General features: G+C 62.6%; 16 protein-coding genes. 6 read left to right on the forward strand and 10 right to left on the reverse strand.

Annotated elements, in window-relative coordinates; genetic code table 11:
* Positions 1 to 27: 27 nt before the first annotated feature.
* Positions 28 to 342 (reverse strand): DMT family transporter, encoded by a 315-nt coding sequence (locus ABZS45_RS08980; protein ID WP_412099516.1) that lies wholly within the window; start codon positions 340 to 342, stop codon positions 28 to 30.
* A gap of 73 nt (positions 343 to 415) precedes the next feature.
* Here ABZS45_RS08980 and ABZS45_RS08985 point away from each other — a divergent pair, with 73 nt between their 5' ends.
* On the forward strand, positions 416 to 1,255 hold the full coding sequence (locus ABZS45_RS08985) for an NAD(P)-dependent oxidoreductase (RefSeq protein ID WP_412099517.1): 840 nt from the start codon (positions 416 to 418) through the stop codon (positions 1,253 to 1,255).
* A 9-nt stretch (positions 1,256 to 1,264) separates the two neighbouring features.
* Here ABZS45_RS08985 and ABZS45_RS08990 read toward each other — a convergent pair whose 3' ends face one another.
* Complete coding sequence (locus ABZS45_RS08990; RefSeq protein ID WP_412099519.1) at positions 1,265 to 1,888, reverse strand: Fic/DOC family protein; 624 nt, start codon at positions 1,886 to 1,888, stop codon at positions 1,265 to 1,267.
* Between the two features lie 386 nt (positions 1,889 to 2,274).
* On the opposite strand from ABZS45_RS08990, the gene ABZS45_RS08995 reads away from it, so the two are divergent.
* The 5 genes from ABZS45_RS08995 (at position 2,275) to ABZS45_RS09015 (ending at position 6,051) form a co-directional block, all read left to right on the forward strand.
* Positions 2,275 to 2,853, forward strand: coding sequence for an ATP-binding cassette domain-containing protein (locus tag ABZS45_RS08995; protein WP_412099521.1), 579 nt, complete (start codon positions 2,275 to 2,277; stop codon positions 2,851 to 2,853).
* Positions 2,853 to 3,869, forward strand: a complete 1,017-nt coding sequence (locus ABZS45_RS09000; protein ID WP_412099523.1) for an ABC transporter permease — start codon at positions 2,853 to 2,855, stop codon at positions 3,867 to 3,869. Before ABZS45_RS08995 ends, ABZS45_RS09000 begins: the two co-directional genes overlap by 1 nt.
* An 83-nt stretch (positions 3,870 to 3,952) precedes the next feature.
* Complete coding sequence (locus ABZS45_RS09005; RefSeq protein WP_412099524.1) at positions 3,953 to 5,470, forward strand: ATP-binding cassette domain-containing protein; 1,518 nt, start codon at positions 3,953 to 3,955, stop codon at positions 5,468 to 5,470.
* A gap of 63 nt (positions 5,471 to 5,533) precedes the next feature.
* Complete coding sequence (locus ABZS45_RS09010; RefSeq protein ID WP_070447928.1) at positions 5,534 to 5,791, forward strand: type II toxin-antitoxin system Phd/YefM family antitoxin; 258 nt, start codon at positions 5,534 to 5,536, stop codon at positions 5,789 to 5,791.
* Between the two features lie 5 nt (positions 5,792 to 5,796).
* Positions 5,797 to 6,051 carry a Txe/YoeB family addiction module toxin gene (locus ABZS45_RS09015; RefSeq protein WP_412099526.1) on the forward strand — a complete coding sequence of 85 codons (255 nt, stop codon included), beginning with the start codon at positions 5,797 to 5,799 and terminating at the stop codon, positions 6,049 to 6,051.
* Here ABZS45_RS09015 and ABZS45_RS09020 read toward each other — a convergent pair whose 3' ends face one another.
* The 8 genes from ABZS45_RS09020 to ABZS45_RS09055 all read right to left on the reverse strand — a co-directional run bounded on the left by ABZS45_RS09020 (position 6,052) and on the right by ABZS45_RS09055 (position 14,911).
* Positions 6,052 to 7,434, reverse strand: coding sequence for a protoporphyrinogen oxidase (locus ABZS45_RS09020; RefSeq protein ID WP_412099527.1), 1,383 nt, complete (start codon positions 7,432 to 7,434; stop codon positions 6,052 to 6,054). It lies immediately after the preceding gene.
* Entirely contained in the window at positions 7,435 to 8,475 is a 1,041-nt protein-coding gene (gene hemE, locus ABZS45_RS09025) for a uroporphyrinogen decarboxylase (RefSeq protein ID WP_412099528.1), read from the reverse strand.
* 38 nt (positions 8,476 to 8,513) lie between these two features.
* Positions 8,514 to 9,011, reverse strand: coding sequence for a tellurium resistance protein TerC (locus tag ABZS45_RS09030; RefSeq protein ID WP_412099529.1), 498 nt, complete (start codon positions 9,009 to 9,011; stop codon positions 8,514 to 8,516).
* On the reverse strand, positions 9,008 to 9,709 hold the full coding sequence (locus tag ABZS45_RS09035; RefSeq protein WP_412099530.1) for a hypothetical protein: 702 nt from the start codon (positions 9,707 to 9,709) through the stop codon (positions 9,008 to 9,010). Before ABZS45_RS09035 ends, ABZS45_RS09030 begins: the two co-directional genes overlap by 4 nt.
* 10 nt (positions 9,710 to 9,719) lie before the next feature.
* Entirely contained in the window at positions 9,720 to 10,697 is a 978-nt protein-coding gene (gene hemB, locus ABZS45_RS09040) for a porphobilinogen synthase (RefSeq protein ID WP_412099531.1), read from the reverse strand.
* A gap of 85 nt (positions 10,698 to 10,782) precedes the next feature.
* Positions 10,783 to 12,465: a uroporphyrinogen-III synthase gene (locus ABZS45_RS09045; RefSeq protein WP_412099532.1), complete on the reverse strand. Its 1,683-nt coding sequence runs from the start codon at positions 12,463 to 12,465 to the stop codon at positions 10,783 to 10,785.
* Between the two features lie 178 nt (positions 12,466 to 12,643).
* Positions 12,644 to 13,534, reverse strand: coding sequence for a hydroxymethylbilane synthase (gene hemC, locus ABZS45_RS09050; protein WP_412099533.1), 891 nt, complete (start codon positions 13,532 to 13,534; stop codon positions 12,644 to 12,646).
* Complete coding sequence (locus tag ABZS45_RS09055; protein WP_412099534.1) at positions 13,535 to 14,911, reverse strand: glutamyl-tRNA reductase; 1,377 nt, start codon at positions 14,909 to 14,911, stop codon at positions 13,535 to 13,537.
* Positions 14,912 to 14,952 lie beyond the last annotated feature (41 nt).

The following is a 14,952-nucleotide window of genomic DNA, read 5'->3' on the forward strand; positions in this document are numbered from 1 at the left end:
CTTCGTCGTCTCACTCGACGACGCCTCCTAATGCACCACCTTCAGGCCCACGATCCCGCCAATGATCATGGCGAGAAACAGCACCTTCCAGACGGTTGCCGCCTCCTGCCCCGTGGCGAGTGAGTAAACCACGGTAACGACCGCGCCCACTCCGGCCCACACCGCATAGGCCGTGCCCACGGGGATGGACTTCATGGCCCAGCCCAACCCACCCATGGAAATGGCGCAGGCAACGAAAAAGATCACCGAGGGCCACAGGCGGCTGAAGCCCTCCGACTTATCCAGCGCCGCTGCCCACACGGCCTCGAAGGCACCGGAGAAAATCAACACGAACCACGCCATTTCTCAGCCTCCCTCCTCCGGGGCTCGCATGAATCGCGGCGAGCCTGCCCACAATAATGGCACACTGGGCGGCATGAAGATTGCATTCCTTGGTACTGGCCGTATGGGCACCGAGCTCGCCCGACACCTCCTCGACCACCATGAGCTCACCGTGTGGAACCGCACCGCCGAGCGCGCGCAGCCGCTAGTCGACGCCGGCGCGATCCTCGCCGATTCCCCCACCGCCGCTGTGGAGGGCGCAGAGGTCATCATCACCTCACTCTTTGGCCCCGATGACATCCGTGAGCGGGTCATTGACACCAACCTTATCCCAGAGGGCGTGACCTGGATCGATACCACGACCGTCTCCCCCGATGCCGCCCGCGAATTCGCCGCCGCGGTCGACTCTTATGTCCACGCACCCGTCGTCGGCTCGCTTGGCCCGGCGCGCGAAGGCAAGCTCGGTGTCTATGTGGGCACGCCTGACGACGACCGCCGTGAGCTCGCCATGACCATTGCCGAGTCCTGGGCCGATGAGAACAAGCTCATCGGTGTGGAGTCCGCCGCCACCGCGGCGATTGGCAAACTCCTGGCCAACCTGGCCCTCGCCGTTACTGCGGAAGGCGTGCTGGAAGCACTGCACCTCGGTGAGTCTGAGGGCCTCGATTCCGAGGTCATCCTCGAGATGCTCGACATCACCGGCCTGGCCTTCATGAAGAACATGAAGGGCCCGTTCATCACCGGCGAGCGCAACACCACTCCGGGTGACTTCACCGTGGACGCCCTGTGCAAGGACGCCAAGCTCATGGAGATGACCGCCAACAAGCCGCTGCCGGCAGTAGCCGCCGCCATCGAGCGCTTTGAGGAGCAGCAGGCCATGGGCCACGGCGACCAGGACTTCTCCTCCATCTTCGTCTTCCGCAACAAGGGATAAACCCGGCTTCTAGCCGCCCTGCTTGGCGACGAGCCCGCGCAGCACCTCCTCCAGCTGCGCGTTATCTCCCGTGTCCTGACTGTGAAAGCGCGCGGCAATAAACTCCGCGCGCACGCGGCTATCACTCGCTAGCCGCTCCACGTCGAGTTGATATCCTGCCGCCGTAACCAGCGCGTCAAAGAACACCGTCTGTGTGCGGGTATTCCCTTCCCTAAAGCTGTGCACCACATTGAGCTCACCCCACAGCTCCGCCAGCTTGGCTACGAAATCATCAAACCCTAGACCACGCAGAAAATCATCCTTCGCCAGCCCCGCAAACAACTTCTCTGCTGCCTTCGTCATTTCCGGCCCCGCCGGATAGTAGGCATGCCCTGCCTTAATCATGAACTGGTCTGTAGGGGCAGTCCGCTCTTCACCCGCCCATTCATACACATCCTGAAACAAATGTCGATGTATGGCCTTAAAGTGTGCGTAGTCAAAAGCACCTTCCACAGGTGCCGAGTCCAACTCGGTCATCCGAAGAAATACAAGCTTTTCTTCCAAGATCCGTAGTTCTTCTGCGTCATCTAGCCCCAAGCGATTCTTCAGAACCTTGGTCCCTGGAATGAAATAGTTCTCCCAGCCCCCGCTCATGTTTCTCCCCCGCGCTCTACTTCAGCGAAGCACGCCGTACACGAGCGATTGCTTCGTCGGCAGATAGTGTCCCTGCGGCTATCTCGCGGCCTAGCTGGCGCACGTACTCATCAGTCACATCGTGGCCTGCTAAACGTAACGCAGCATCACTCAACGCTAACGGATCACGGCCGCTACTACTGCTGCTTTCAATTTGAATAGGCTCCGACATTGCTGCCCTCCCGAGTTTCCAACTACATTTCGCTCAATTTTAGCAGCTCATAACACCAATCCCAAGGGCGTTTCCCATCACTAGGACAACGTTCAGGGCGTGCATTTTGCTAAACTTCATCAATAAGTTTTAACTATTGTCTAGCCGCCCAATGTAAGGAGCTCGCCGCCCAGCAATGCTTTCCATCGACGCCGATTATGGGCATTCCACGCCCCTTGGACACCTTGAGAAGGACTTCGCCCCCGGCCACGTTTATGGCCTTGCCGGACCTAATGGTTCAGGTAAATCCACGTTGCTGGCCACGCTTGGCGGGGAGCTTGCCCCTCTCGATGGCTCTGTGGAGTGTGACGGCCATCCCGTCGGCACGAAGGAGCAGCCGGGCGCTGTGATTACGGTGGCCGAGCCGGTTTTCCTCCCCGACCTCACCGTTGGCGAGCACCTGGACTTGATGGGGAAAGCGGCAGGGGTGGACGTCGCCAAGCTCTGCGAGCTCTGGGCGCTTGAGCGTCTCCTTCCGCACCCCGCCTCGCGCCTGTCCTCGGGCCAGCGCCAGCGCGTGTTCCTGGCCGCGCAGCTGTACCAGCCGGCACGTGCAGCGCTTATCGACGAGCCCGAGCGCCACCTCGACGCCGCCTGGACCGAGTTCCTCGCCAGCGAATTGCGCTACCTAGCCGACGAGGAGAATCGCTGCATCGTCGTGGCCTCACATTCCGACACCATCACCCAAGCCTGCGACGAGGTGGTGCAGCTGTGATGCGCACGCTGTCCCGGCTAGGTGATGGCATCTGGTATCTCATCCTCGCCGGCATCGTCATCGGCTTCGGTTACACAGGATGGCAAGGAGTCGGCGCCGTCGCGCCTGCCATCCCGGCGCGCATCACGCTGACTAGTATCGCTCCGATTGCCGGCATCGTGGGACTGCTCGCTCTCATCGTGTTCGCCGAGACGCTTTATCCCCTACGCGCGTTATCCAGGGAGCGTTGGGTGTACGTTGATCGCCCGCGCGGCCGGCTCCGCGGCACGGACTGGATCACGTGGGCGCAGCTGGTCGGCTTCGGGGTGTTGGGGCTCGGCATCTGCGTGTCCAGCGGTCTATCCCCGTGGTTCGCGCTGGTAGTCCCAGCCCTACGTTTCGTCGTGGGGTGGCGCTCGTTCACGCTGGCTTCGCTACTCAGCGCTGGGCGCACGCGCCTAGTCGGCGGTTCTGGCCTAGGCCTTCTCGATTCGGAAGTCACCTCTGATGCCATTGCGAGCCAATCCGCGTGGATTCCTCGTCGCGCCCATGCGCCATCGACGTTAGTGAGTCTCTTCTTCCGTCGTTTGGGACGACGGTGGTACATCGGCGTCGGTGCGCTCGCGACCCTCGGCTTGACATTGGGGGTAGCGCCACAGCTCGGGGCGCTGGCTATCGTCGGCTTCATGTCCGCGTGGAGCATCGTCGGCGCGGCGGTTGGGCGCGCCGCCTCCTTCGGCCGCGTCAACGACGATGCATGGCCCGACTGGGGCCTTCCCCTTATAGCTTCTGTGGGCACGGCACTCCTTGGTGCCGGAGCCCTCCTCTTGGTGTGGAAACTCTCCGCCATCGCAATGGCGCTCATCATCGCCGGTCTTAGCTGGGCGTCGTTTAAGCGTTCCCGCCCGGCACAGGTAGACAGCATGTCCATGCTGGATAGCGGCGGCTTCGGCGTCTCCTTCTCCCCCGAGGTACTGCACTACATTGCCCGCGGTGCTCTCGGTCTTGGCGTGGCGGCCCTTGCGCTGGGGTATTAGCCGGGGCTAGTCTTTCGGGCATGAAGATTTTTTCCTAATTCGACGTCACTCTTTACGCGACCTACTCGAAGGTGGATTTCTTCATGCCTATTTCTTTTTCTCATCTCACCGTCACCTGGCCCGACGGCACCCCCTGTTTCACGGACCTCACCGGCACGTTTTCAGCACCATTCACTGGTCTGGTCGGGGCAAACGGCTCTGGGAAATCAACGCTAGCCAAGGTTCTTGCTGGCCGCATTGCGCCGACGTCGGGCACTGTATCTGCGGGCACAGTCGTCTATGTCGACCAGGATTTAGGTCTGCATACGTCAGACACCATTGCCGATGTCTTCGACGCTACCGACATCCTCAACGCCATTGCCCGCATTGAAGCTGGCGAATACTCGGAAGAGCTCGCCACCACTATTGGTGAGCAGTGGGATTTGGCAGAGCGCATCGAAGCGGCTCTCGACGCCGCAGGTATCCCCTTCCCCTTGGAGCGCACTATCGGGACTTTGTCTGGCGGTGAAGCAGTGACCGTGGCGCTGACCGCAGCCTTCTTCCGCAAGCCCGACTTCCTGATCCTCGACGAGCCCACCAATAACCTGGACTCCGAATCACGCCAGCGCCTGCTCGAGCTCATTCGCACCGCACCGATGCCGGTTCTCGTCGTCTCACACGACCGCGAGCTCCTCGAGCACGCGGAAAGCATTGCGGAGCTCTACCACGGAACAATTCGCGAGTTCGAAGGAAACTACTCCTCTTACCGCGCAACGATTGACGCCGAGCAGGATTCCGCGCAGGCCAAGGTCAGGGAAACTAAGGCCGAGCACCGCAAACAAATCCGCGAGCGCGCCGCCATGCAGACCCGGCTTGCCCGCGATGCCCGACGCGGCAAGAACTTCGCCGCTTCAAAGCGCAAGCCCGGCATGGCTATGGGCAATGACAAAAATCGTTCCGAGCGCTCAGCCGCTGGGCGTTCTCAACAGGCCAACGATGCAGTGACTGCCGCCCAGTCGGCGCACGACACGGCACAGCGCGCGCTTCGCGACGACACCCATGTCCACATCGACCTCCCCGGCACAGAGCTGCCCGCGGGCACCCGAGTGCTCGTCAGCGATCTGCTCAGTATTACTGGCCCTGAGCGCGTTCGCCTCGCCGGGCCCAACGGCAGCGGCAAGACCACCTTCCTCAACCGCATTGTCCGCGGCGACGTCGAATACGCGCTGCCCTGCGGATACATCCGCCAGCGCATCGTCTTGCCTGAAGAGAAATCGGTGTTCGACATCGTGCGGGAGGCCAACCCCAGCGCGGACCCGCAGTTTTTGCGCGACCAGCTGGCCCAGATGCTCTTTATCAACGACAAGATTCGCCAGCCCGTGGGACAACTCTCTGGTGGCGAGCGTTTCCGCGTCGAAATCGCCCGCGTCCTGCTCAGCGATCCGGCCCCGCGCTTTCTGCTTCTCGATGAACCCACCAATAACCTCGACATCCCCACCACGGACTGGCTGGTAGAGGTACTCAAGGCTTACCACGGAGCATTCATCCTGGTCAGCCATGACGAGCATGTCTGCGAGCGGCTCAATTTGACGCATACCGTTCACTTGGCCCCCATAAACTAAACCCCTTCTAGCACTCGTCCACTTTTCGTTGTACAGTTTCTTGTACAAGATAGGAGATCGCTTATGAAGACCATGTCTTACTCGGAATCGAGAGCACGGTACGCCGAAGTATTGCAGTCTGTTGTAGATGACCGTGAGGAAGTCATCATCACTCGCAATGGTCATGAGTCTGCAGTCATCGTTTCCTTAGATGACTACAACTCTCTTCGCGAAACTGCTTATCTTCTGCGTTCCCCTCGCAATGCCCAGCGCCTACTTGACTCCATTGAGAGTCTCAATACGGGAAAAGCAACGGAGCACGAACTCATTGAGGAAGACTAAGTTTCATGGTTCTTTCATGGACAGAGGAAGCATGGGAGGACTACCTCTGGTGGCAGTCTCACGACAAGAAGATCCTCAAGAGAATCAATAGCCTCATTAAGGACATTGCACGAAACGGCAACGAAGGAATAGGAAAACCCGAACCTCTCAAATTCGAGTTGTCCGGGTTCTGGTCTCGGCGAATTACCGAAGAGCACCGACTAATCTATCGCATTAAAGATGCGACCATCGAGATTGCTGGGTGCAGATACCACTACTAGCTAGCTGACGAGTGCCTGCGCGGCAGCGCGGGCACCGGCGATAACTGCCGGCACGCCGACTCCATCGGCCCAGGCGCCAGCGGTGGCGATACCGGGGACGTCGGCAAGCGCGGCACGCACAGCGGCAACGGTGGCCAGGTGCTTTTCGTCGTAGCGGGGGATGCCGCCAAACCAGCGCTGCGTGTAGATCTCTTCCACGCCGGCGGCGCGGCCGTCGAAGCCGGTGATCTTCTGCAGGTCATCGAGGGCATAGTCCACCAGGTCATCCTCTTCCGCACGCACGAGGGCATCATCGCCGAAGCGGCCAAAGGAGGCGCGCACGAGGAAACCCTCGCGCTCGTTCAGGTGTGGCCATTTATTGGAGGAAAGCGTGAAGGCCTTGGTGCGCACACCGGGCTCGTCGGAGGCGACGAGGATGCCGGTGGCCTCCGGAAGGGAGTTGCCCTCCGGATCCGTGGCAGATGCGAAGTTGAAACCGACGACCACAGAGGAAGCCAGCTGGACGGTGGACAGCTCCTGGGCGGCCTCCGGAGCCACGGCCTTGAGCAGGCGCGCGGTGGTCGGTGCCGGGGTGGCAAAGAGCACGCGGTCGAAGGGGCCGATATCCCCCGGCGCGCCCTTGACCTCGAAGGCATCGCCCTTGCGCGTCACACCAGAAACAAAGGTGTCCAGGTGGATCTGCGCGCCGGACTTTTCAGCCAGGGCCTCGTAGAGCTCGGCGTAGCCGCCCTTGAAGGTGCCAAAGACGGAACCTTCGGCCGGGCTGCGGCCGGACTCGATCTGCTTGATCGCGGCCGACAGCGTGACGGGTCCTTCCTTGGCCAGCGAGTCCAACGTGGCCGCCAGGTGGGGAACCGTGGCGCGCAGGCCCAGATCATCGGCCGAGCAGGAGTAAACGCCACCCAGCAGCGCGGAGACCACGTGGTCCACCACATCATCACCGTACTGCTGGCGCACGAGCTGACCCACGGAGACATCCCCGCCAATTTCCCACTCGAAGGGCTGCTCGTTGGTGATGCGCTCGTTGGTCGCAGCAGAGAAGAAATCCTGCGGCTCAGAAGGAATGCCCATGACTCCGCCCTGCGGCAGGAAGTGCAGCTCGCCGCCGGTGTACACGCGTGGGCGCAGCTCCGGATTGGGCTCCACGAAGGAATCCTGCAGTCCGAGCTCCGTGAAGAAGTCCACGGCGTCTTGGCGGCGGCGGATGAAGGCCTCCGCACCCATGTCGGTCGGCCCGCCGTTAAACGGCACTGTGTGCAGTTTGCCGCCGATGCGATCGGCTGCTTCGAAAACGAAGATGTCGTGGGTGCCCTTCGTGTTCTGCTTGAGTTCCCATGCCGCGGTGAGGCCCGCTAGGCCCGCACCGATGATCGCGATCTTCATTTAGCCCTCCTCGTGGATGATGGCGACGGCGCGCGTAATGGCCTCCGCCTCCGTGGTCGGCAGCACGCCGTGGCCAAGGTTCCAGATGTGCCCCTTCATGTCGCCGCGCTCAGTTGCGCGGTCGACTTCTGCCTTGATGGCGCGTATTTCCTTGCGCACCGCATCCTCGCCAGCGAACAGCAGCGCTGGGTCGAGGTTGCCCTGGAGAATGTCCGCGTTGACGCGGGCCGCGGCGGCATCCATGCTCACGCGGTAGTCCACGCCCATGACCTCAGAGCCAGCCTCCGACATCGCGCCGAGCAGCTCGCCGGTCCCCACGCCAAAGTGGATGCGCGGCACGCGGCCTTCAGCGACCTTGAGGATCTGCTCCGAATAAGGCAGCACGAACTCGCGGTAATCGCGCTCGTTGAGGTAGCCCGCCCAGGAATCGAAGAGCTGCATGGCGTCGATGCCGGCATCCAGCTGGAGCTCGAGGAAGGAGATGATCGTCGGGGTGAGGCGCTGCATGAGGTGGTGCCATGTATCCGGATCGGAATGCATCAGCGCCTTAGTGCGCTCGTGATTCTTCGAGGGGCCGCCCTCAATGAGGTAGCTGGCCAAAGTGAAGGGCGCGCCGACGAAGCCGATGAGGGCCTGCTTGTCGGTGAGCTCGCTCAGGATGATCTCAATGCCCTGGCGTACCTCGGGCACATCAACGTCGAGGATGGGCAGCTTGGCCACGTCCTCCTTGGTGCGCACGGGTACATCCATGACGGGGCCGCGGCCAGGGACGATCTCCACACCGACGCCCGCGGCCTTGAGCGGGACAACGATATCGCTGAACAGGATGGCGCCATCAACATCGTGGCGGCTCACCGGCTGCAGGGTAATCTCCGCCAGGAGCTCCGGCATGAAACAGGAATCCAGCATGCTGATTCCCTCGCGCACCTTGCGGTACTCCGGCAAAGAGCGCCCCGCCTGACGCATGAACCAGACGGGCGGACGGGAGGGCGTGTGGCCAGTAGCGGCAGCAATCAGCGGCGCATCAGACAGTCGAGACATACCGTCCATTATGAATCAAAAGTTGGAGTAGGCGCCAATCAGGAGTTTTGGGCACGGCAGGCCTTGATGAAAGCCGTCGAATCCGGGTGAAAGAGGAAGTAGATGGCCACCATGAACGCCATCGGGATAAGCAACAAGAGCAGCCCGCCCACGCCCGCGATCAGCGCCGCGATGCTGACGAACATGATGTAGGCAGACACCGCAGTAATGATGCGGCGCGCCCATATCGAGCCACTCGCCAGCTGCGCGGAGCACGCCGCAATGACGACGGCACCCACCACGTTGGAGATGGCCGCGAAACGTGTGTTGAAGCGGATATAGTCCACCTGCTCCGTGCTGAGCTGGGTATTCGTCACCGATGTATAGGAACCAAAGAGCCCCACCATCCCGGCGGTAAGCATGACAACTGCGGCAATCACGCAGACCCAGTAGGCAATGCGCAGCTGCGAAGGCCAAGTGGAAAAGTCCTGCTCGCCCTGCTTCTTAGGGCGGCGTGGGCGGCGGTTATAGTCCGCGGGGCCGGGGCGCTCGCTCATCGCTTGCCGTCCTTGCTGTCTTCTTTCTCCCTGTCCTTTTCTTTATTGTCCTTGTTCTTCTTCTCGCGCTCCTCCAGGTTTTCCTGGCGGCGCTGCTCCTCCATCTCCTTGCGCATCTGGCGCAGCTGCTCCATCTCGCCGGTGTACTCAAGTACCTCTTCCTTGGTGGAGAACATCAAGCCCATCACGGCCGCCACGCCGACGAGGATTTGCACGGCACCATCGAGTAGGAAGAGCCAGTCCGGCGCGCTCGCCCCGGCGGGGCTGCTGATGAAGACGATGAGCACGCGGAGGCCAAAGTAGAGGGAGAAGGCGAACCACAGGCGCCGGCCGGTACCGGCTGCCTTGGAGTTCTTGTGGATGAACCCCAGCATGATGCCCAGCAGCACGACGATGGCGAGTGAAATCAGCGAGCTGAACGCCACCGAGCCATAGCCCACGAGCTGTACGAGGGCATCGCTGACGTCCTGCCCGGACTTCTCCGCTGCGGACTCCGCGGTGGTGCGGGCCTGGGCGAAGAGCTCCTCCCTATTCAACAGGGTCAGCACGATGCTCAAGACCAGGTGCACCACCTCGAGCACCAAGGCAACGGTCCACACCTTGAGCATGAGGGAGACGGCTTCGGGGCGCTTGGTCTGCTCCTTATCCGGCTCCGTATCCTGCTTCGCCGGTTGCTTAGTGTTCGGGCTGAACGTCACGATTCTCCTTTTATTTGAGCAAGCGGGCGGCGTCCGTGGCGAAGTAGGTCAGGATCTGATCCGCGCCCGCACGCTTAAACGCGGTCAAGGACTCCAGCATAACGGCCTCGCCATCGATCCACCCGTTCTGGGAAGCGGCCTGAATCATCGCGTACTCGCCGGAGACCTGGTAGACAGCTACCGGAACGGAGGAGCGCTCGACGGCACCGGCCAGCACATCGAGGTACGGCAGGCCAGGCTTAACCATGACGATGTCCGCGCCTTCCTCGATGTCCAGATCCACCTCCAGCATGGACTCGCGGAAATTGCGCGGGTCCTGCTGGTAGGTACGGCGGTCGCCCTCCAGGGAGGAACCCACGGCATCGCGGAAGGGCCCGAAGAAGGCCGAGGCGTACTTGGCCGAGTAGGCCATGATGGCGACATCCTCGTGGCCGGCCTCATCGAGGGCCTCACGGATGGCGGTAATCTGGCCGTCCATCATGCCGGAGGGGCTGACCATGTGCGCACCGGCGCGGGCCTGGGAGCGGGCCATATCCTGGTAGAGCTCCACGGTTTCGTCGTTAAGCACGCGGCCCTGATCATCGATCACACCGCAGTGGCCGTGGGAGGTGAACTCATCGAGGCAGGTATCCGCCATGACGATGAGGTCATCGCCGAATTCTTGGCGCAGCTCCGCGATAGCCACGTTGAGGATGCCCTGCGGGTCCCAGGCCACGGAGCCGGTCGCATCCTTATCCTCCTCACGGGGCACGCCAAAGAGGTCAACGCAGGTCACGCCCGCATCGAGGGCCTCGTGCGCGGCACGCTTGAGGGAATCCAGGCTGTGCTGCTGCACGCCCGGCATGGAGGGGATGTCACGGGGTTCATTCAGACCGTCGACCACGAACATCGGGAGGATGAGGTCGGAGGGGCGCAGCGACGTTTCCGCAACCAAATCCCGAAAAGCCGGGTTCTGGCGTAGGCGGCGGGGGCGGCGAGCAATGCTCATGAGTAAAAACTCTCCTTTGAGCTACGAGAAAATTGAACTACCTTCCCGACTCTAGTCGCCCCTCACCTGCCCACCCGGAAGCGGTCTACGCCGTCTTCTTGCGCGAGCGGCGCTTCTTGCGCGGAGCTGGCAGGTTGCCGGCAGCACGCAGGGCGGCGACGTGGTCAGCGAGGGCGTCGACAAGCATCGGCACATCCGCGACCTCCGGGACCACGTCCACGCGCAGGCCCACCTCCTCAGCCGCCGCCTTGGTGGAGGGGCCGATGCAGGCGATGATGGTGCGGGCATGCGGCTTGCCCGCAATGCCGACGAGGTTGCGCACCGTCGACGGCGAGGTAAAGGCAACGGCGTCGAAACCGCCGGTCTTGATCATGTCACGGATCTCCGCCGCCGGCGGGGCCGCGCGCACCGTGCGGTAGGCCACGACATCATCGACTTCCCAGCCCAAATCCAGCAGACCAGTCACCAGCGCCTCGCCGGCGATATCGGCACGCGGCAGCAGCACACGCCCCACCGCGTCAATATCCTCAACGTAGTTCGGGAAGACCTCCACGAGGCCCTCGGCGTTCTGCTTCGTCGCCGGCGGCACAAGCTCCGGGACCATGCCTTTGGCGCGAATCGCATCGGCAGTCTTCTGCCCCACCGCGGCTAGGTGCACGCCGGCGAAATCACGAGCATCCAGTCCGAGTTCGGCGATCTTCTTCCACACCGCGCTCACCGCATTAACGGAGGTGAACACGACCCACTTGTAGCGACCTTCGACAATGCCCTTAATGGCGCGATCCATCTGCGCCGGGTTGCGCGGCGGCTCCACGGAAATAGTAGGCACCGACTGCGGGATGGCGCCGTGGCCAGCCAGTCGGGCGCTCATCGCTGCGGCTTGCTCCTTCGTGCGCGGCACCAGCACGCGCCAACCATAGAGCGAACGGTTCTCCCACCAGGAATACTTCGAGCGATCATCAAAGCTGCGGCCCAGCGTCACCACGAGTTCGCCCGGCAGCTCAGCATCGAGCTTGCCGAGTGTTCCCAGCGTGGTCTCGTGGGTGCGCTGCAGGCGCGTAGTGCCGTGAACGGTGACGTATGCTTCCGTCTCCGCGGGCATTCCGCGCTCCACCAGCTCGGCGGAAATGACCGGCAGGTCGTCTGCCGTGGCCTGCAAAACCAGCGGCTGCGTCGCGGTGGCCAGCGCGTCCCAGTCCGCGCCTTCCGTGATGTCGGCCTCGGTATAGGTCGCACCGAGAGCAATGCCCGCGAAGGAGGGAACCGTCGAAGGCAGAGACATACCCGGGACCACTTGGAATTCCATGCCCGCATTGGCCACGGCGGTGATCTCCGCCTTGATGGACTCGCGGTTGAGCGGGTTACCGGTAACCAGACGGATCACGTCGTGCCCCTCGGCGCGCTCGAGCGCGTTACGCAGTTGCTTGACGACGTCCCCCTCGACCTCCTCAAAGACCGCCGCCGTCGGCGGTGCCGGGCGCGGCGGCTTACGGCGCGCACCCGCTTCCTTGGCAGCGGCGCAGATGCGCTCGTACTCTTCCTCGGCGGCGTCGAGAAGCTCCTGCGGAACCGGCACCTGCTGCGCCACCATGTCACGCACGCCCTGCGAGACCCCCGGGTCGGTGACGACGTTGGCGGTCGTCTCCAGAACCTCGCGGGCGCGAACGGTCAGCAGGTCGGGGTTGCCTGGGCCAGCGCCGACGAAAACGACTTTGCCCAGATCAGACTTACCCAGCCCAGGCTGGGTATCCGGCACGGCATTGCTCATAAGGTTCTTTTCTAGTTTGTGGGTTCCGAGTGCCCCGGCGCCGAAGCGTGGCAGGCGCGGGAGTGGAGACAAGAAAGCCCCTCACTCGCGAGTTAAGGGGGCCTAAATCATTGCTCTCAATGATCGTGTGCTAGATACACACTAAAGGAAAAGGCCCCAAAGCAAAAATTACGTGCGGTTATTCCGCTGCCAGCACGTCCGCGGCGCCCTGAGCGAAGAGCTCCTTGGAGATTGCACGTCCCAATTCTTCTGCCTCGCTTGCCGAGCCCTGGGCCTGAGCGATGAGCTGACGGGAGCCGTCGAGGGCGAAGACACCGCCGCGAACGACCAGCTGCTCGCCCTCCCAGTGGGAAGTGGCAGCGACCGGCGCGGTGCAACCAGCCTCCAGCTGGGATAGCACGGTGCGCTCGGCGCGGGTGGCGGCGGTGGCGGGGGCGTCGGCAAGCAGAGCAATGGCCTTCGCTGCCTCAGTTCCCTTAACGGCCTCGATGGCCAACGCGCCCTGCGCGGGCGCGGGCATGAAGACCTCCGGATCGAAGACCTCGGTGGCGCGATCCGCGTAACCCGCGCGCACGAGACCGGCGTAGGCCAGAAGGACGGCGTCGAGCTCGCCGCTGGTGACCTTGCCCATGCGTGTATCGATATTGCCGCGCAGCGGACGGATGTCCAGGTCCGGGCGCATAGCGCGCAGCTGGCTGATGCGGCGCGGCGCGGAGGTGCCCACACGTGCGCCCTCCGGCAGCTCCTTGAGGGTCAGACCATCGCGGGCAATGAGCGCCTCACGGACGTCCTGGCGCTGCGGCACCACGAGGTCGAAACGGTCATCGGCAGCCGTGGGCAGGTCCTTGAAGGAGTGTACTGCGATCTCGCACTCGCCGCGGTCGACGGCCTCACGCAGGGCCTGCGTAAACACACCCACGCCGATGCGCTCCACAGGAGCCATGTTGACGTCACCCTGCGTGGTAACGATGTGCAGCTCGGCCTCATAGCCTTCCTGCTGCAACCACTCCTGCACGTGGCCCGACTGAGTAGTGGCCAGGAGGGATCCTCGGGTACCGATCTTCAACATCTATGCGTCCTTTTCTTCCTTAGTACTTTCCACAGCTTCCATCTGCGCGGCATCCGGCAGTTCTGCCATGTCTACCGCTACGCCGCTGCCCTCCAAATGGAGTCCAAAGAGTTCCTGCAACGCGGTCTCATGGCTCACGGTGCCAGAGTTAGCTGCGAGCTGCTTCGCGCGGACCGTGGGCTCGTGGAGCAGCTTATCCGCAACACGCTTGAGCGCACGATTGATATCTCCCATCTGGCGCTCGTCCAACTCTGGGTGCTTCTGCTCCATCCGCGCTACCTCGCACTGGACCAAGTTCGCCGCCCGCTTGCGCAGTGCCGATACGGCTGGGACGACGTCGCGGACGCGCTGCTCGGAAGCATAGGCTTCCAGCTCTTCGCTGACGATGCGCCGCGCCTGCGCGTGTGGGCTGCTACCCGCTGCCAGATCGGTATCGGCCGCCTGCAGCGAGTTGTTGAGACGTTCGATATTGACCAGGTCGACTCCCTCGGCTTCTGCCACTGCGTCATCAATATCGCGTGGCAGAGACAGGTCCACGAGCATGAGCTCGCGGTCGGCCACGTGATAGCGCTCGACGTCGGCCGCCGTAATAGTGAAGCCCTGGGCTCCGGTGGCGGAAATCGCCACGTCCACATCGCGCAGGGCTTGGGCGCGTTCCGAGTATTCAATAACGTCTGCGTACACGCCCGCCTCATGGGCGTGCTGCGCCACGCGCTCAGCGCGGGCAATGGTGCGGTTCGCAATAATCAGGTGCGCACCCAAACGCCCCGCGTGCGTTGCCGCCAGCGAGGCCATTGCACCTGCGCCCAAGATGAGCACGCGCTTGCCCGCGAGATCTTCCCTGCCCATGCGGCTCAGCGCCTGATCAAAAGCAAAGGAGACCATGGAGGAGCCCGCCTCATCGATCTCAGTTTCGGAATGCACCCGCTTGCCGGCGCGCAGCGCGGACTGTGCCAGCGCGTGGATGCGCGGGCCGACGGTTCCTTGCTCCGAAGCAAACTGGTAGGCGGTGCGCACCTGGCCGATGATTTGCTGCTCCCCCACCACCATCGAGTCCAAGCCGGAGGTCACCATCATGAGGTGCTCGGCGGCGGCGTCGGCATAGCGCACATAAAGATAGGAGCGCAGCTTCTCCTCCTCCACCCCGGAGACTTCAGCGAGGTTGCGCACGACATCCTGGACGCCCGTGTGGAAAGAGTTCGTGACGGTATAAACCTCGAGGCGGTTACAGGTGGAGATAATCATCGCCTCGCTCAACGAGCCTGCCGATACCATGGCCCGGCAGGTGCCATTCTGCACGGTCTCGTCCATGCTCAGCTTTTCCAGCAGCGCCACCGGCGCCGACTGATGCGACATGCCCACGACGAGCACACTCATGCACAACCCTCCAGTTTTTGCATCATCCCTTTGGATGACAT

Origin of the sequence: Corynebacterium aurimucosum (assembly GCF_046895345.1) — a bacterium.
GTDB classification, from domain to species: domain Bacteria; phylum Actinomycetota; class Actinomycetes; order Mycobacteriales; family Mycobacteriaceae; genus Corynebacterium; species Corynebacterium aurimucosum_G.